The sequence below is a fragment of the Streptomyces sp. Z423-1 genome, assembly GCF_013009255.1.
Classification (GTDB): Bacteria; Actinomycetota; Actinomycetes; order Streptomycetales; family Streptomycetaceae; genus Streptomyces; species Streptomyces gossypiisoli.
The window spans coordinates 5,162,586-5,179,341 of sequence record NZ_CP053109.1; the positions used below are offsets into that span (position 1 = coordinate 5,162,586).

Annotated in this window: 15 protein-coding genes and 1 pseudogene; 6 read left to right on the top strand and 10 right to left on the bottom strand. The window is 73.0% G+C overall.

What is annotated here, in order from left to right:
- Nucleotides 1–11: 11 nt before the first annotated feature.
- The gene (locus tag HJD23_RS23175) at nt 12–2,075 is read right to left on the bottom strand and encodes an ATP-binding domain-containing protein (protein ID WP_171107108.1); all 2,064 of its coding nucleotides are present in this window, start codon (nt 2,073–2,075) and stop codon (nt 12–14) included.
- A 639-nt stretch (nt 2,076–2,714) separates the two neighbouring features.
- On the opposite strand from HJD23_RS23175, the gene HJD23_RS23180 reads away from it, so the two are divergent.
- Nucleotides 2,715–2,900 carry a hypothetical protein gene (locus HJD23_RS23180; RefSeq protein WP_171111818.1) on the top strand — a complete coding sequence of 62 codons (186 nt, stop codon included), beginning with the start codon at nt 2,715–2,717 and terminating at the stop codon, nt 2,898–2,900.
- Nucleotides 2,901–2,917: 17 nt separating this feature from the next.
- A pseudogene (locus HJD23_RS23185) lies at nt 2,918–4,009 on the top strand (glycosyltransferase 87 family protein); the annotation flags it as partial.
- 20 nt (nt 4,010–4,029) lie between these two features.
- On the opposite strand, the gene HJD23_RS23190 reads toward HJD23_RS23185, so the two are convergent.
- On the bottom strand, nt 4,030–5,673 hold the full coding sequence (locus HJD23_RS23190; protein ID WP_171110759.1) for a DNA repair helicase XPB: 1,644 nt from the start codon (nt 5,671–5,673) through the stop codon (nt 4,030–4,032).
- Nucleotides 5,674–5,805: 132 nt separating this feature from the next.
- Between HJD23_RS23190 and istB the strand changes: the two genes are divergently transcribed.
- On the top strand, nt 5,806–7,047 hold the full coding sequence (gene istB / locus HJD23_RS23195) for an IS21-like element helper ATPase IstB (protein ID WP_171110761.1): 1,242 nt from the start codon (nt 5,806–5,808) through the stop codon (nt 7,045–7,047).
- On the opposite strand, the gene HJD23_RS23200 is transcribed toward istB, so the two are convergent.
- From HJD23_RS23200 to HJD23_RS23205, 3 genes are all read right to left on the bottom strand, one after another.
- Nucleotides 7,025–7,252 (bottom strand): hypothetical protein, encoded by a 228-nt coding sequence (locus HJD23_RS23200; protein ID WP_171110762.1) that lies wholly within the window; start codon nt 7,250–7,252, stop codon nt 7,025–7,027. The genes istB and HJD23_RS23200 overlap by 23 nt on opposite strands.
- 97 nt (nt 7,253–7,349) lie before the next feature.
- Complete coding sequence (locus HJD23_RS44755; protein WP_260462746.1) at nt 7,350–7,472, bottom strand: hypothetical protein; 123 nt, start codon at nt 7,470–7,472, stop codon at nt 7,350–7,352.
- 194 nt (nt 7,473–7,666) lie between these two features.
- Nucleotides 7,667–10,222, bottom strand: a complete 2,556-nt coding sequence (locus HJD23_RS23205; protein WP_171110764.1) for a helicase C-terminal domain-containing protein — start codon at nt 10,220–10,222, stop codon at nt 7,667–7,669.
- Nucleotides 10,223–10,380: 158 nt separating this feature from the next.
- Between HJD23_RS23205 and HJD23_RS23210 the strand changes: the two genes are divergently transcribed.
- Together HJD23_RS23210 and HJD23_RS23215 are read left to right on the top strand one after the other, a co-directional pair.
- A complete protein-coding gene (locus HJD23_RS23210) occupies nt 10,381–11,352 on the top strand; it encodes a hypothetical protein (protein ID WP_171110766.1) in 972 nt (323 codons plus the stop codon).
- A gap of 115 nt (nt 11,353–11,467) precedes the next feature.
- Nucleotides 11,468–12,094 (top strand): haloacid dehalogenase-like hydrolase, encoded by a 627-nt coding sequence (locus HJD23_RS23215; protein WP_232107690.1) that lies wholly within the window; start codon nt 11,468–11,470, stop codon nt 12,092–12,094.
- Here the strand turns inward: HJD23_RS23215 and HJD23_RS44030 are convergent.
- On the bottom strand, nt 12,070–12,321 hold the full coding sequence (locus HJD23_RS44030; protein WP_221750300.1) for a hypothetical protein: 252 nt from the start codon (nt 12,319–12,321) through the stop codon (nt 12,070–12,072). The genes HJD23_RS23215 and HJD23_RS44030 overlap by 25 nt on opposite strands.
- Nucleotides 12,322–12,485: 164 nt before the next feature.
- Here HJD23_RS44030 and HJD23_RS44760 point away from each other — a divergent pair, with 164 nt between their 5' ends.
- A complete protein-coding gene (locus tag HJD23_RS44760; RefSeq protein WP_129798464.1) occupies nt 12,486–12,869 on the top strand; it encodes a cold-shock protein in 384 nt (127 codons plus the stop codon).
- A 46-nt stretch (nt 12,870–12,915) separates the two neighbouring features.
- Here the strand turns inward: HJD23_RS44760 and HJD23_RS23225 are convergent, their stop codons facing one another.
- From HJD23_RS23225 to HJD23_RS23240, 4 genes are all read right to left on the bottom strand, one after another.
- Nucleotides 12,916–13,770: a 1,4-dihydroxy-6-naphthoate synthase gene (locus HJD23_RS23225; protein ID WP_171110770.1), complete on the bottom strand. Its 855-nt coding sequence runs from the start codon at nt 13,768–13,770 to the stop codon at nt 12,916–12,918.
- Nucleotides 13,754–14,509, bottom strand: a complete 756-nt coding sequence (locus HJD23_RS23230; protein ID WP_171134071.1) for a futalosine hydrolase — start codon at nt 14,507–14,509, stop codon at nt 13,754–13,756. The genes HJD23_RS23225 and HJD23_RS23230 overlap by 17 nt, the downstream gene beginning before the upstream one ends.
- On the bottom strand, nt 14,479–14,949 hold the full coding sequence (locus HJD23_RS23235; protein ID WP_171110772.1) for a DUF2771 domain-containing protein: 471 nt from the start codon (nt 14,947–14,949) through the stop codon (nt 14,479–14,481). The genes HJD23_RS23230 and HJD23_RS23235 overlap by 31 nt, the downstream gene beginning before the upstream one ends.
- Nucleotides 14,950–15,153: 204 nt before the next feature.
- Nucleotides 15,154–16,578 carry an MFS transporter gene (locus HJD23_RS23240; RefSeq protein WP_171110774.1) on the bottom strand — a complete coding sequence of 475 codons (1,425 nt, stop codon included), beginning with the start codon at nt 16,576–16,578 and terminating at the stop codon, nt 15,154–15,156.
- Nucleotides 16,579–16,756 lie beyond the last annotated feature (178 nt).

Sequence of the window (16,756 nt, forward strand, 5' to 3'; positions counted from 1 at the left end):
AAAAGCACGCCCTACGGGCGGCCGGGACCGCCGTCCTGGGTGAGTTGTGGCGGCAGCGGCGCCATGTGCGTGACGATCAGCCCCGAGACAGCTCGGGTCAGCCCCACGTATAGGCGCCGCAGGCCAGTCTGTTCGTCCGGCTCGGCGTCGACGATCGCCTGCGGCTCGTCCAGCACCACGTAGTCGTACTCCAGGCCCTTGGCCAGCGAGGCCGGGACCAGCGTCAGGCGGGTGTCGTACGACGTCTCCTCGCCGGGGGCCAGGTAGCCGATCCCGGCCGACGTGAGCGCCTCCGCGAGCGCCGGGATCCGGGCGTCCGCCGCGATCAGGCCGATCGAGCCCTCGTGGGTGAGCGATGCGGCGCAGGCCACCACCACGTCCGCGTCGCCCGCGACCTGCCGTACCTCGAACGAACCGGGGTTCTCCCGCACCGACGCCACCGGCGTCAGGCCCGGCGCGATGTGCGGCAGCAGCCGGGAGGCGTACGTGATGACGTCCGTCGGGACGCGGAAACCCGCCGTCAGTTCCTCGATCACCGCGTCGTCCTTGCCCAGATGGGCGAGCGCCTCCTGCCAATTGCGCGTCGCCCACGGCGTGGTGCCCTGCGCCAGGTCGCCGAGGACCGTTGCGGAGCCGGTGGTGCAGCGGCGGCCGACCGCCCGGTACTGCATGGGCGACAGGTCCTGCGCCTCGTCGAGGACGACATGGCCGAGGGACGGCGTGCGGTCGATCAGGTCCCGCGCCTCGTCGATCAGCACCGCGTCCGCCGCCGACCACTTGGCCGACTTCACCGACCGCGCCGGTCTCGCCCACAGGATCGTCTTCTGCTCGTCCTCGCTCAGTACGCCCTCCGCGTGTACGGCGAGAAACTCCGCGTCCGTCAGCAGCCGCAGCACCAGCTTCGCCGGGTCCACGGCCGGCCAGATCGCCTTGACGGCCGCCTTCACGGCGCTGTTGCGTGCCACCGCGTCCTGCACCCGGTCGTCCGGCGCCTCGCCCGACCGTTCCATCTGCACCAGCACGGCATGCGCGATCCGCTGCGGCAGCGCCTCGCGGGCGGCGCCGTACCGGATGCCCCGGTCCAGCAACTCCCGCACGATCTCCTCGACTTCGTACGCCGGTACCCGCCACCGCCGCGACCCGCGCACCACGACGACCGGCTCCGTCGGCATGGTCACGTGCGCGTACAGCGCCCGGCGGACGACCTCCGCCATCCTCGCGTCCCCCTTGACGAGCGCGGCCGCCGCGTCGTCCGTGCCCCGCACCTCAACATGCGCCACCAAGTCGTCGACCGTGGCCTGCCGGACCGTCAACTCGCCCAGTGCCGGGAGGACTTGTTCGATGTAGTGCAGGAAGGAGCGGTTCGGGCCGATCACCAGCGTGCCCGTGCGGGCCAGCCGGTCGCGGTGGGCGTAGAGGAGGTAGGCCACGCGGTGCAGGCCGACCGCGGTCTTTCCGGTGCCGGGGCCGCCCTGCACGCACACCGTGCCGCCGAGCCCGCTGCGGACGATCTCGTCCTGCTCGGGCTGGATCGTGGCGACGATGTCCCGCATCGGGCCGACACGCGGGCGCTCGATCTCCTGCTGGAGCAGCTTGCTGGTCCGCGCCGCCTCGGCCGGGTCGGAGAGATGCTCGTCCTCGTACGCCGTCAACTCCCCGCCGATGTAACCGAAACGGCGGCGCAGCGCGATGTCCATCGGGTCGTTCTTGGACGCCCGGTAGAACGGCTGCGAGACCGGCGCACGCCAGTCGATGACCATGGGGTCGCCGTCCGCGTCGTGCACATGTCGGCGCCCGATGTAGAAGCACTCGCCTTCCGCGCCCTCGGCCTGCTCGACGCCGGGTGCGTGCAGGTAGTCGAGGCGGCCGAAGAACAGCGGCGTGTCGCTGAGGTCGGCGAGGGCCTTGATGCGCTCGTCGATCTGGCGTTCCAGGATCTGGGCGTTGACCCAGTTGGCGGTGACGTCGCTGATGTCGAGCGACTCGACGTCCGCCCGCATGGCCCGCAGGGCGGCGCGGGACGCGGTGAGGTGGGAACGCTCGCGGGCGAGCGGATCGTCGGCGGGCGTGGACAAGGCGGTGCCTCCGAAGAGCTACGGGTGCGGTGAGGGATGCCCCCGGTTTCCGTCCGGGCGGCGGCACTCCCCGAGGGAGGCGGGCAAGAGCGGAGATTCTAGGTGAGCGGCAGAGACCGGGCCAACGAATATCTCCCCACCGGCCACACCGACCTCCCCTTGGCCCGCCTCACTGGCCTCCCCCACGGCCCACCGGCCTGGCTCCCCTCAGGCCCGCCCTACGGCCCCCCGTGGCCACCGCCAACTCGCCGCCCTCAGGCTGGTCGCCATGGCCGCCTGCGGTCCGCCGCTCAGGCCCGCTCCCCACGACCGCCTGCGGTCCGCCGCTCAGGCCCCGCTCCCCACGGCCGCCCGCGGCTCGCCGCTCAGGCCCGCTCCCCACGGCCCCCTGCGGCCCACCCCTCAGGCCCTCTCCCTCCGCCCCGCGCTCCCCTCGCCCCGCCCCGCGCTCCCCTCGCCCCGCCCCGCGCTCCCCACGCCCGCCCCCCCCCGCGCCCCACGCCCCGCCCCCTACACCCCCTAGGGGCCCAGTCCTCCTCCCTCAGGGCCACGGCTCCCCCTGAAGGGCTACCCAAGAGCCAGGCAGGTTCGGCCCCCAGGCCGATGCCCCCTTTACGGTGCGAAATCCACCATGGATACATGAGTGCAGCGACCTTCACCCCAGCCCCCGCCCCGGCCGGGCCCTCCGGCGCCTCAGTCCTCACCGGCAGCCACCGTCACCGCCTCGGCGAAGCCCTGCGTGCCGTCCGGGTGTTCGCGGGCGCCGCGTTCGATGTGATCATCCTCGGTGAGTACGGCGAGGAGGCGGGCGTCCGCCGCAAGTGAGCGTCTAGTGTCACGGTGTGACGAGACGATCACGCTCGGCAGCTTCCGCGACCCTCCTCGCCGTCTCCGTCGCGGCCTTCGCCGCCCTGTGCGTCGTACAACACCCGCCCATGGCCGACGCCCTGGTGTACCGGGCCGAGGGCGCAGCCGTCCTGCACGGCCGTGACCTCTACGCCTTCACCGTCACCGAGTGGCGGCTCCCCGCCACCTATCCCCCCTTCGCCGCGCTCGTCTTCACCCCCGCCGCCTGGATCCCCGTAGCGGTCCTGAAGGCCGGCTTCCTCGCGGCCAACACCCTGCTCACCGCCTGCCTGGTCCACCTCTCGGCCCGACTCGCCGGCCGCCCCCTGCGCCTCCCGGCCCTCTGCACGGCCACCGCCCTCGTCCTCTGGCTGGAACCGGTCTTCCAGACGCTCCTCTACGGCCAGATCAACCTCGCCCTCGCCTGCCTGGTCCTCTGGGACCTCACGCGCCCGCCCGGCGCCCCCGGCAAGGGCGTGGCCGTCGGCATCGCGGCCGGCATCAAGCTCACGCCGGTCGTCTTCATCGCGTACCTGCTGCTGCGCGGCCGTCACCGGGAGGCCGCCACCGCCACGACCGCCTTCGCGGCGACCGTCGCCCTCGGCGCGCTGGCGCTCCCCGCCGCCAGCGCGGACTTCTGGCTGCGCCGCCTCTACGAGACCGACCGGGTGGGCAAGCCCTGGATCATCGACAACCAGTCGCTCCAGGGCCTGATCGCCCGCGCCCTGGGCGACCCGGCGCCGGGCCTCGCCTGGGTGGCGCCCGCCGTCCTGATCGCGGCCACCGCCCTGTGGCTGATCCACCGCACGCCGGACGACCGTCACGCCCTGCTGCTGACGGCGGTCACCGCGCTGCTGATCTCACCGATCAGCTGGTCCCACCACTGGGTCTGGTGCGTCCCGCTGATCGCCGTACTCCTGGCAGACGGCCGCACCCACCTCGCGCTCACCGTGACGTTCCTCTTCACGGCCCGCACCATGTGGCTCGTCCCCCACCAGGCCGACCTGGACCTCCACCTCCCGTGGTGGCAACAGCCCCTGGCCTCGCCCTATCCCCTCGTGGGCCTGGCGGTGCTGGCGTCGAGGGCCCTGCGTACGGTGTTACGGCGTCAGCTCCCCGCCAGCAACTCGTCCGCGTCCACGATCCGGTACGCGTACCCCTGCTCCGCCAGGAACCGCTGGCGGTGGGCCGCGAAGTCCTGGTCGAGCGTGTCGCGGGCGACGACCGAGTAGAAGTGCGCCTGGTGGCCGTCCGCCTTCGGGCGCAGCACGCGCCCCAGCCGCTGCGCCTCCTCCTGACGCGAGCCGAAGGTCCCGGACACCTGGACGGCGACCGTCGCCTCCGGCAGGTCGATGGAGAAGTTGGCGACCTTGGAGACGACCAGGACGCTGATCTCGCCCTCCCGGAAGGCGTCGAAGAGCTTCTCGCGCTGGGCGTTGGACGTCTCGCCCTTGATCACCGGCGCCCCGAGATGCTCCCCCAGCTCGTCGAGCTGGTCGATGTACTGCCCGATGACGAGGATCTGCTGCCCGGCGAACCGCCGGACGATCGCCTCCGTCACCTTCCGCTTGGTCTCGGTCGTGGAGCAGAAGCGGTACTTCTCCTCCTGCTCCGCCGTCGCGTACGCGAGCCGCTCGGAGTCCGTCAGGTTCACCCGGACCTCCACGCAGTCGGCGGGCGCGATGTACCCCTGCGCCTCGATCTCCTTCCACGGCGCGTCGAACCGCTTCGGCCCGATCAGCGAGAACACGTCCGACTCACGGCCGTCCTCCCGCACCAGCGTCGCCGTCAGCCCCAGCCGCCGCCGCGCCTGAAGATCCGCGGTGAACTTGAAGACCGGCGCGGGCAGCAGATGCACCTCGTCGTAGACGATCAGCCCCCAGTCCCGGGAGTCGAACAGCTCCAGGTGCGGGTAGACACCCTTCCGCTTCGTCGTCAGCACCTGGTACGTCGCGATGGTGACCGGCCGGATCTCCTTCCTCGTACCGCTGTACTCGCCGATCTCGTCCTCGGTCAGCGAGGTCCGCTTCACCAGCTCGTGCTTCCACTGCCGCGCCGAGACCGTGTTGGTGACGAGGATCAGGGTCGTCGACTTCGCCTGGGCCATGGACCCGGCACCGACCAGCGTCTTACCGGCCCCACAGGGCAGTACGACGACTCCGGACCCGCCGTGCCAGAAGTTCTCCACGGCCTGCTTCTGGTACGGCCGCAGCGCCCAGCCGTCCTCGTTCAGCTCGATCGGGTGCGCCTCGCCGTCGACGTACCCGGCGAGGTCCTCGGCCGGCCAGCCCAGCTTCAGCAGCATCTGCTTGATCTGCCCCCGCTCGGACGGATGCACGGCGACGGTGTCGGGGTCGATCCGGGCACCGACGAGGGGCGCGATCCGCTTCGAGCGCAGCACCTCCTCCAGCACCGGCCGGTCGGTGGTCGTCAGCACCAGCCCGTGCGCCGGGTGCTTGCTCAGGGTCAGACGGCCGTACCGGTCCATCGTGTCGGCGATGTCGACGAGCAGCGCGTGCGGCACGGGATAGCGGCTGTACGTCACCAGCGCGTCCACGACCTGCTCGGCGTCGTGCCCGGCCGCGCGCGCGTTCCACAGGCCGAGCGGCGTCACCCGGTAGGTGTGGATGTGCTCGGGCGCCCGCTCCAGCTCGGCGAACGCCGCGATCGCCCGACGGCACTCGTCGGCCTGCTCGTGATCGACTTCGAGGAGCAGGGTCTTGTCCGACTGGACGATCAGTGGTCCGTTCACGCGTGGCTGCCTTTCCGGATGCTCGGTGGGGGCCAAACGTCCAGTGTGCCTGATCCTTCTCGGAGTCCTACAGGATGTCTTTTCATTCGTGTGAGTGGCGTGGTTTCACCTGGACGGCGGTGGCTGCGAACAATGCAGGGCGTGCAGGCCATCACTCGTGCCCCGTCCCCGCCGACCACCACCCTCGGTTACGCGCTGTTCGCCACGCGCTGGCTGCAGGCGCCGCTGTACTTCGGTCTCGTGGCAGCCCAGGGGGTGTACGTCTACAAGTTCTTCAACGAACTCTGGTCGTTAATCGTCCGCTGCATCACCGGGCAGGCGACAGAGAACTACGTCATGCTCGCCGTGCTCAAACTCGTCGACGTCGTCATGATCGCCAATCTGCTGATCATGGTGATCGTCGGCGGCTACGAGACGTTCGTCTCCCGCATCGGCCTCCAGGGCCACCGTGACCAGCCGGAATGGCTGTCGCACGTGAACTCCAACGTGCTGAAGGTCAAGCTGGCCACCGCCATTGTCGGTATCTCGTCCGTCCACCTGCTGCAGATGTTCGTGGATGTGCACCACACCTCACGGCACTCACTGCTGTGGGGCACGGTGATCCACATGGCGTTCATCGTCTCGGCCGCGATCCTCGCGTACATGTCGGGGCCGATGGCGGCGCAGGCCGAGCGGGCCCACCAGTCCACCCATCAGCCCCACCAGTACTCCCTCCAGCCCCAGCAGCCGCACGCCGCCGAGGACGCTCCGCCCGGGAGGGCCGTGATCCCCGCCCAGCGGGAGGAGGCGCCGAGCGCCGAGACGCGGCTGCGGGCGGCCGGGTTCCCCGCCCGCAAGCTGCTGGAGGACTTCGACGCCGAGCACCCGCGGTCCTTCGACCGGGAGGCCGTGGCCCGGCTCGGCAAGCTGGACTTCGTGGTCGCCCGGCGCAACGTCGTGTTCGTGGGGCCGCCCGGCACCGGCAAGACGCACCTCGCCGTCGGCCTCGGTGTGCGCGCCTGCCAGGCCGGTCACCGGGTGCTGTTCGCGACCGCCGGTGAGTGGGCGGCGCGGCTGGCGAAGGCGCAGGCCGACGGCCGGCTCGGCGAGGAGCTGCACCGCCTCGACTCCTACCCGCTGCTGATCGTCGACGAGGTCGGCTATCTGCCCTTCGACGCCGACACCTCGCAGCTCTTCTTCCGGCTGGTCGCGCACCGCTACGAGCGCGGCTCGCTGATCGTCACCGGCGACCGCCCGCTGGAGCGGTGGGACGAGGTGTTCGGCGGTGCGGCCGCCCCGGCGATGGTGGACCGGCTGGCCCATCACGCCGAGATCGTCCGCCTCGAAGGGGACAGCTACCGGATGCGCCGGGCTACTTCAGAGTGGGCAGGGTGAGGTTGTTGACCAGTGGCTGAGCGAAGATGTGCCCGTCGACGTTGACGAGGGGCTCGCCTCCGGCACCCGCGATCGGCAGCGGCAGCGGCGTGGCCGCCGCCGAGGCCTCGGGCGCGAGCGCGACGACGAGGGCGGCCGTGGTCACCACCGCGGCGGCGGAGACGGCGATGGCGCGGTGGGCGCGCTGGGGGAGCTTGGAACGCATGGGGACGCCAGGGCCTTTCAGTGGTTCGTCTCAGGGTTTCGTCGGGCGGGCCGGACCCGGGACGCAGGGACCGGCCCGACGGGTGTGCGGGGGGACGTCAGACGGCCGGGAGCTCGATGATGATCCCGGCGACCTCAAGGGCGGCGGCCTGGGTGGTGAGGGCGCCGAGCATCACGGCGGTGACGGCCAGCACGGCGGCGACACGACGGGCAGCTCGCATGCGGGTTTTCCTTTCGGACGTGCTCGCCCGAACTCCCCGGAGGTCGGCTCGGGCTTGATCAGGACATCCGGTGGCTGCCCGGCTCGCCGCGCAGCGATGCGGGATGTGCCGCAAGCTCCCTCATGGGTGGGAAGGCCCCGGCGTGGCGTGCATGAATCCCGGCGTTCGCCCGCACGGGTGAGGCCCCGGTGGGGCTACTCGTCCGCCAGCTCCGCCACCCCCGTGATCCGGTGCAGCGGATACGTGCGGACCTCGTCCGCGGTGTGGTCGTACGCCGTCACGAAGCCGCCCTCCACCCGTACCGGCGCGATCACCCGCTGACTGGCGGCGCCCTCGGCGTTGACGTACCCGATCCACAGGGCCTGGCCGGTCAGGACGGCGGCCTGCATGGTGGCGAGGGTCTCCGCGGAGCTGGTGCGCGGCAGGCCGCCGCCGGTCGCGGTGGGCGTGGCGGACTTCCGTGGCGCCGTCGAGGCCAGGTCGCCCGCCCGGATCGCGCGGATCGCGGCCCCGAGGAGCGTGGCGTCGGGCACGGGCGGGCCCTCCGGCACCGGCTCCGGCGGGGTGCGCGGCGGGCTGCGGTGGGCGTGCGCCCGCGTGATCAGTACGTCGCCCTCGGCGGACTCGGCGGCGGGCGCGAAGCCCATCGTGCGTAGCCCCTCCAGCAGGGTCGCCGGGTCGGCCTGCGCGGCCAGCACCGTCGGCGCGAGGCGGCGCAGCCGCAGTCCGGCGGACCGCTTGTCGGCGAGGATCTCGTTCAGCAGCGCGTCGTCGTCGCAGCGCACATACGCCGAGGCCGCGCCCACCCGGAGGTGCCCGTGCCTGCGGGCCACGTCGTCGATCAGGTACGCCAGCGGCTGCGGAACCGGCGTACGGGAGTGCTTGGCGAGGAAGGCGTGCAGGTCGGAGGCGCTGCGGCCGGCGTCCAGGGCGCGGCGTACGGAGGCGGGCGTGAAGCGGTAGACGGTCGCCCCGCCCTTGGACTCCACGTCGGCGAGCACGCCCAGCAGGTCCGCGAGGTGCCGCTGCAACGGGCCCGGCGCCACCGCCGTCAGATCGGCCTGCAGCAGGACGTGGTCCAGCGGTTCGGGCAGCAGCGGGGCGAGCAGCCGGGCGGCCGTGGCGGAGGCGACGGACTGCTCGGCGGGGGTGAGGGGTTCCAGGGGCGGGGTGGGGCGATGGTGCACGGGGAGCTTGTCTCCGGGGCCCTCGGGATCCTCCACCGGCGCGTGCGCCGGAGCGTGCGCCCCCAGTAGCGCCCGCCCGTGCGCCGAGAGCGCCCCCCGCCCGGTCACCCCGAGCAACTCGGCCTCGGACAGCGCCCACTGGGCGAGCCGGACCCGCAGATCGGCCTCGGGGGCGGTGTCCCGCTGGATGTCCCGCTGCGGGTCCCGCCGTAGCGGCCGCTCCCAGCGCAGCCGCGCCAGCACCGACTCACCCGCCGCAGCCGCCCCCTCCGGCAACTCCGCGAGCAGGCTCAGCACCCGGTGCCGTACCTCCGGAGCCGCCGACCGGTCGAGCCCCGGCCCCAGCGCGGCCAGCGCGCGGTCCTTCGCGTCCCGGCCGCCCACCAGCCCGGCCGTCCGGGTCGCCGTCAACCATGCCTCCGCCAGCCGGGCCCAGCGCTGGGCGGCGGGCTGCTCCAGCCACTCGTCGTAGGCCGGGGTCGCCGCGTACCGCTCGTCGGCCTCCCCGTCGGAGGCGACCAGGCCCGCCGCGTAGGCCAGCTCGACCCAGAAGGCGGCGACCGGCTCGGACACGTCGAGCGCGACGGCGGTCCGCTTCAGGTCGCGGACGCTCAGCCCACCCGCCCGCAGCACCGCCGGGCCGCCCTCGTCCCAGTCCTTCAGCAGCTCCTCGACGGTCGCCAGCGCGGTGTACGCCTGCCCGGCCGCCGTGGCGTCCACAACCTGTGGACGGTGCGCGGCCGCCGCCTCCACGGGCGGCGGCACCGGCTCCGGCGTGCGGTGCGCACGGCCGCCGCGCAGGTGCAGGGCCACCTCGCGGGGGAGTACGACCGTGCCGGGCGCCGTCGGCAGCAGCAGCCCGCGGTCCAGCAGCCAGCGCAGCCGGGGCGCCGGGTCGGCGGTGACCTGCCCGTACGGCGGCCCCCACACCAGCCGCTCCAGCACCTCCACCGACTCGGCCGGGGCCTCGTCGAGCAGCGCGGACATCCGCTTGCGGTCGGTGAACAGCGCGGTGAGCGCGGCCGTCGCGGAGACGGAGTCGTGCGTGGAGGGCAGCCCGACGACCGTGACGAGCTCCTGGATCCGGCCCGGCGACATGCCCGCCGTCGCCTCCTGGACGCTCGGGCCCAGCCCGGTCGGCGACGGATGCTGCGGGGTCGGGGCGAGCAGCTCACGGGCGGTGCGCACCAGGCGCAGCCGGTCGTCGGCGCCCCAGACGAGGGCCTGCTCGCGCAGCGTGCCGAGGCCGCGCGGCAGAGCGGCGGCGACGAGGGGGTCGCCGTCGTCGCCGGCCATGAGCCCGAGCAGTTCCTCGTACGTCGCCGGATCGGCCGCCACGGCCAGTGCCTCGGCCGTCTGCAGGGCGAAGCGGTCCAGCCGCTCCAGGGCGCGGACCACCGAGGCGCGGGTGCCGGCGCGGGTCGCGAGCTGGGTGAGGTCGGTGGGGACGGGCGTGATGAGATCGGGCCGGCTGCGCAGGAGCGCGGCCAGCGAGGCGTCGTCCCGCGCGCGAAGCGCCTCCGCGAGGGACCGCGGGGCCGCCGGCTTCTCCTCGGTGCTCATCCGGTCAACGGTAGCGGGTCGGCGCCGGGGTGCGCGGAGCATCCACATGCCGGGCGGGGCCCGGCGCCGACAGGCTGGGCAGGACGGCGAACCGCCGGATCACCCTGCGCTAACGTCGTGGCACGGGAACCCGGCACACCCGCCCCGGAGGGGACAGCGTGGGGATCGAGAGCGACAAGGTCGTCTACGAGTATCTGAGCCGCGTCGGTGACGTGGCTCAGCAGCGGCAGCTGCCCTCCGCCACCCGCATGCGCCTGGTCTCCCAGCTGCGCGACGAGATCGACCGGCGCCGCGCCAAGGCCGTCGTCGACAGCCCCGCCGCCGTCCGCCGCATCCTGGCCCGCATGGGCAGCCCGGACGAGGTGGTCGCCGCGGCGGGGGACGGTGGCGGTGGCGTGGCGCCGCCGGCCGCCGCCGTGCCCGTACAGCGGGAGAAGGAGCTTCGGCCGAGGGGTAAGGGGGTGCGCCGGGTCGTGCCGCTGTCCCGGCCCGCCGAGCCGGAGACCTCGCGCCCGCGCGCCGACGCCCCCGCCCCGCCGCACCGCGCGGGCGAGCACGAACTCGGGGACAGCGCCACCCAGCCCGACTGGTGGCGGGTGGACAGCAGCCCCTTCGGCGTCGGCGACAGCGTGCCCGGGTTCGTCGGCGGCGTGGAGATCCCGGAGCTGCTCAGGCCGCCGGAGGAGGAGAAGGACGCCGACCCCGAGCCGACGGCTCAGAAGACCCCGGAGCCCGCCCCGGACCCCGGTGCCGACCAGCCCGCCCCGCGCCGCCGGCTCCTGCCGTCCCCCGGCACCTGGACCAACCCCCTCCTGCTGCTCGCCGCGGCCCTCCTCGTCGCCGGTGCCGTGCTCGGCAACCTGCTCCCGCTCGCCGTCGGCTGGCTCATCGCGTACGCGTCCCGCCGTCTGACCAGGTGGGAGACGAAGCTGGCGGTGCTGATCCTGCCCGGTGCCGCGGTCGCCGCCGGTTTCGTCTTCCTGTGGGGCAGGCTCGACGGCCGCTGGGGCACCCCCATCGCCGACGGCCACATGAACGACGCCCTCGCCGAGACCTGGCCCTGGGTGGTGCGGGGCGCGGCCGTGGCGTCGGCGCTGTTCCTGGTGTGGCGCTCCCAGAAGAAGAGCTAGTGCCCCAGTGCGTGCCGGGCGTCGCGACGGGGCAAACGTTGCCTGCCGGGGCACGGGGTCCGGGCCCCGGACCCGTTCGCCTCGCACCCTCCCCCCACTCGGCACAATGGCCCCCATGACCTCGCGCCCGCTCACCGTCGGCTTCGATCTCGACATGACGCTCATCGACTCCCGCCCCGGCATCCACGCCTGCTACCTGGCGCTGGCCGAGCGGACGGGGACGTACATCGACGCCGATCTCGCGATCACCCGGCTGGGGCCGCCGCTGGAGGAGGAGCTGCGGCACTGGTTCCCGGCGGACGAGGTCCCCGCGATGGCCGACGCCTACCGGGCGATGTACCCGACGATCGCCATCGCCGCGACGCCCGCCATGGCCGGCGCGCACGAGGCGATAGCGGCGGTGCGCGCGGCCGGTGGGCGCACGCTCGTGGTCACCGCCAAGTACGAGCCCAACGCCAAGCTGCACCTCGCCCACCTCGGCATCGAGCCGGACGCGGTGGTCGGCGACCTGTGGGCGGAGGCGAAGGCGGCGGCGCTGCGCGAGCACGGCGCGGCCGTGTACGTCGGCGACCACACCGGCGACATCCGCGGGGCCCGCGCGGCCGAGGCGCTGTCGGTGACGGTGGCGACCGGCCCGTTCGGCACCGAGGAGCTGAAGGCGGCGGGCGCGGACGTCGTACTCACCGGCCTGGGCGAGTTCCCGGAGTGGCTTTCGGCCTATCTCGACGCGCCGCGCGCCTGACGCCGCCCCGCCGCGATCGACCGGAGCAGCCCCGCTCCGGCGATGAGGAAGCCGACCCCCATGAGCATGCTCAAACCGAACATGTACGTGGGAAAAGGCGTCATACCGAGGAAGAGCGGAGCCACTGTGACCAGAGTGGCCACGGCCCCGACGATGAAGACGACGGCACCGGCACGGATCAGTCGATCACCGGGCCCGGCGGAATTCGGTTGGGTTTTGTCACGCACCGGACCAGGGTAGTTCCCAGCGCGAAGGAACAACCGGGTGACGTCTTGTCACCGGCCTGAAGACCATTAGCCTTGGTACCGGCGGGTCACGGACGACCCGCCCCAGTGCTATCAAGAGCCGTTTCAGAAGCAGTTTTCCGACGAGTACGAGGACGAGGACAGACGTGCCTACCGGCAAGGTCAAGTGGTTCAACAGCGAGAAGGGCTTCGGCTTTCTCTCCCGCGACGACGGCGGTGACGTCTTCGTCCATTCCTCGGTTCTCCCCGCCGGAGTCGAGACGCTCAAGCCGGGACAGCGCGTGGAGTTCGGGGTCGTCGCCGGGCAGCGCGGCGACCAGGCCCTCTCCGTCACCCTCCTGGACCCGACCCCGTCGGTCGCGGCCGCCCAGCGCAAGAAGCCGGACGAGCTGGCCTCCATCGTCCAGGACCTGACCACGCTTCTGGAGAACATCACCCCGATGCTCGAAAAGGGCCGCTACCCCGACAAGGCCTCCGGCAAGAAGATCGCCGGTCTGCTCCGGGCGGTCGCCGACCAGCTCGACGTATAGACCCGCGCTACTGGACCCGCGCTACGGGACCTGCGCTATTGGTGCGCTACGGGAAGTCCAGCGCATCCGGGCCGAGGGGCGGTACCAGCCCCTCGGCCGCCGCACGGGTGAGCAGACCGCGGACGGCCGCGTAGCCGTCCTCGCCGAGGCCGGCGGTGAACTCGTTGACGTACAGCCCGATGTGCTGGTCGGCGACGACCGGGTCCATCTCCTGGGCGTGCGCCATGACGTACGGGCGGGAGGCCTCGGGGTCCTCCCAGGCCATGTGGACTGATGCGCGGATGGCCTCGGCGAGCCGCGTCAGGGTCTGCTCGCCCAGCGTCCGCTTGGCGACGATCGCGCCCAGCGGGATCGGCAGTCCGGTGGTGTGCTCCCAGTGCTCGCCCATGTCGGCGAGCTTGTGCAGGCCGTAGTTCTGGTATGTGAAGCGCGCCTCGTGGATGACCAGGCCCGCGTCGACCTTCCCGTCCCGCACGGCGGGCATGATCTCGTGGAACGGCATCACGACGATCTCGCCGACCCCGCCGGGCAGCGTGTCGGCGGCCCACAGGCGGAACAGCAGATACGCCGTCGACCTCTCGCTCGGCACCGCGACGGTGCGCCCGGTCAGGTCGGTGCCCGGCTCCCGGGTCAGCACCAGCGGCCCGCAGCCCCGGCCCAGCGCGCCGCCGCACGGCAGCAGGGTGTAGGTGCCGAGGACGTACGGCAGCACGGCGTACGACACCTTCAGCACATCCAGCTCGCCGCGCTCGGCCATGCCGTTGGTGACGTCGATGTCCGCGAACGTCACGTCCAGTGCGGGCGCGCCGGGGACGCGGCCGTGGGCGAGGGCGTCGAAGACGAAGGTGTCGTTGGGGCAGGGGGAGTACGCGATGTGCAGCGTCTTACCGGTCGTCGTCATGTGGGGTCCAACTCTCCAGGACGGGTGCGAGCTTCCCGAAGGCCTCCGTCAGGGCGGTCAGCGCGTCGCCGATGCGCCAGGCGGCGCGGTCACGCGGGCCCACCGGGTTGGAGATGGCGCGGATCTCCAGGAAGGCCGCGCCGTGCGCGTCGGCCGCCTCGGCGACCGCGAAGCCCTCCATGGCCTCCGCCAGGGCCCGAGGGTGGCGCTCGCGCAGGACGGCGCCCCGGGAGGCGGTGCCGGTGACCGTGGAGACGGTCAGGACCGTGCCGGTGCGGGCCCCGGTGGCGGCCGCGGCTCCCCGTACGAGTGACCTGGGCGGAAAGTGGGTGACCCTGCCAAAGCCCAGCTCGGTCACCGGCAGGAACCCGTCGGGGGTCTCCGCGCCCAGGTCGGCGACGGTGATCCGGTCGGAGACGACCAGCGAGCCGAGGGGGGCCTCGGGAAGGAACCCGCCGCCGATCCCGGCCGAGACGACCAGGCCGTACGGCGTCCCCTGGAGCCGGGCGGCGGTCAGCGCGGCTGCGACGGATGCGGCGGCGGCCGCCGGGCCGACCCCGGCGGCGAGCAGGTCGAAGCTCTCACCGGTGCGGTGCAGAGCCACACCGGGCCCGTACACCTCCCGGCCGGGCTCCGGGAACGCCCGTGCCACCGCGTCCCGCTCGGCGGGGACCGCGGTGGCTACGAGGATCCGTGCGGCGGACGTGGTCAGGCGTCCTTCTTCAGCTTGAAGGACCACAAACCGGTGACCTCCTGCTCGCCCTCCCTGATGGAGACCAGCGTGGAGTCGCCCTGGGCGCCGTACTGGGCGTTGAAGAACACGCTGCCCGGGATGGTGCGGTAGGTCTTGTTGCTGGCGTCGGTGAGCGGCTGGCCGTTCATCAGGATCGTCCAGCCCTTGTCCGCGATCCCCGGATCCACGCCGAAGCGAACGGTTTCTTCGGGATCGACCGAGATGGACTTGATGTCCGAGTCCTTGAGGCACTCGGTCAGCTCAGCGGTCTTCAGGGCGGCGTCGTGGCTGTAGCAGGTCGCCTCGGAGTGGACCGAGCTGGAGCCGACGGTGATCGTCGACATCGGCGTCGGCTTGTCGCAGGCCGACAGGACGAGCAGTCCGGCGGAAACGGCGCCGGCGGCGGCGACGGCGCGGCGGCGTCGCACAGCGGATTGCATGGTCATGGTTGAAGGCTATCGGGCATGTCCAGTGGCCTGCCCAGGTGGGGTGCGGGGGCGTGCCGTGGGGCAGCCCACTCGTGGGCGGGTGCGGCCGCCGTGGGGCAGCCCGCGCGCGGGCGGGTGTGGCCCGCCCTGGGTCAGGCCATTCGCGGGTGGGCGCGGCCGCCCTGGGTCAGGCCACTCGCGGGTGGGCGCGGCCGCCCTGGGTCAGGCCACTCGCGGGTGGGCGCGGCCGCCCTGGCGGGCGGAGATGAGGAGGCCGCGGACCGTGGTCAGCCAGCCGGCGGCCAGGACGGCGGCGGCCACCGTCATGCCCAGGGTGCCGTTCAGCGGCAGGGCGATGCCGATCGCGCCGCCCAGCACCCAGGACATCTGCAGCAGCGTCTCCGAGCGCGCGAACGCCGAGGTGCGCACCAGTTCCGGTACGTCCCGCTGGATCAGCGCGTCCAGCGACAGCTTGGCCAGCGCCTGCGCGAACCCGGCGACCGCCGCCAGGCACGCCACCAGGAACGCGCTGAACAACAGCGCCGCCGTCACCGCGACCGCCAGCTCGACCGCGACGACGGTCACGATGATCAGCTCCGGCGCCCGCGCCTTCAGCCACGCCCCGACCGCCGTGCCGAGCGCGTTGCCCACCCCGGCCGCGACCGCCACCATGCCCAGCGACACCGCCGCGCTCTGCCCGGTCAGCGGATGCTCACGCAGCAGGAACGCCAGGAAGAAGATCAGGAACCCGGCCAGGCAGCGGATCGCCGCGTTCACGCCCAGGGCGTGCGTGACCGCGATGCCGACCGTGCGCAGGCCCGGGCGCTTGACCGGCTTGCGGTGCGGGCCGTGCAGATGCGCCTCGTCCGCCGCGAGCAGCGCCGTGTCCTCGCCCTTGGCCGAGTCGACCTTGTGCGGCAGGGAGAACGACAGAAACGTACCGGCGACGAAGAGCACGAAGGCGCCGTACAGCGGCCAGCGCGGGCCGAGCGCCTGGAGCCCCGCACCGATCGGCGCGGCCACGCCGGTGGCGAGCAGACCGCCGAGGGTGACCCGGGAGTTGGCCTTCACCAGGGAGAAGCGGGGCGGCAGGAGCCGGGGCACCACGGCACTGCGTACGACCCCGTAGGCCTTGGACGCGACCAGCACGCCGAGCGCCGCCGGGTACATCTCGATGCTGCCGTTGATCACCGCGCCGGACAGCACCAGCGCGAGCAGCGCCCGGGCCAGCATCGCGCCCGCCATCGCCGCGCGGCGGCCGTGCGGGACGCGGTCGAGGAGGGGGCCGATCACGGGCGCGAGCAGGGTGAACGGCGCCATGGTGATCGCGAGGTAGAGGGCGACGCGGCCGCGGGCCTCGTCGGTGGGGACGGCGAAGAAGACGGTGGAGGCGAGGGCGATGGTGATCATCACGTCGCCGGCGCCGTTCACGCCGTGCAGTTCGATCAGCTTGCCGAGACCGGACTCGCCGGCGCCGTGCGCGTGCGTGGCCTTGCGGATGCCGCGGGCGGTGCCGGTCACCGGGAAGTGCAGGGCACGGGCGATCGAGCGGAGCGGGCCGCCTGTCCGGCCCTCTCCGCCGCCTCGGTTGTTCCCCTTGACCCCACCCGTCCCGGAGGTGCCCTGGGGCGACCTTGCGGTTGCCACGACGTTCATAGTGCCCTGAGATGGGCTTCGGTAGTGCGGTTCCGGCGCGTATGGACGCGCGCTTCGTGGCGATCATGAGCCGTCGGTGTAGGCCCGGCGGCCGTGAAGGGGTAGCGTGCGTAGCGCGCCGTGGCGAACGTTCTCGGCCGCGCGCCTCTCGGCCATCCCGCAGAATGGA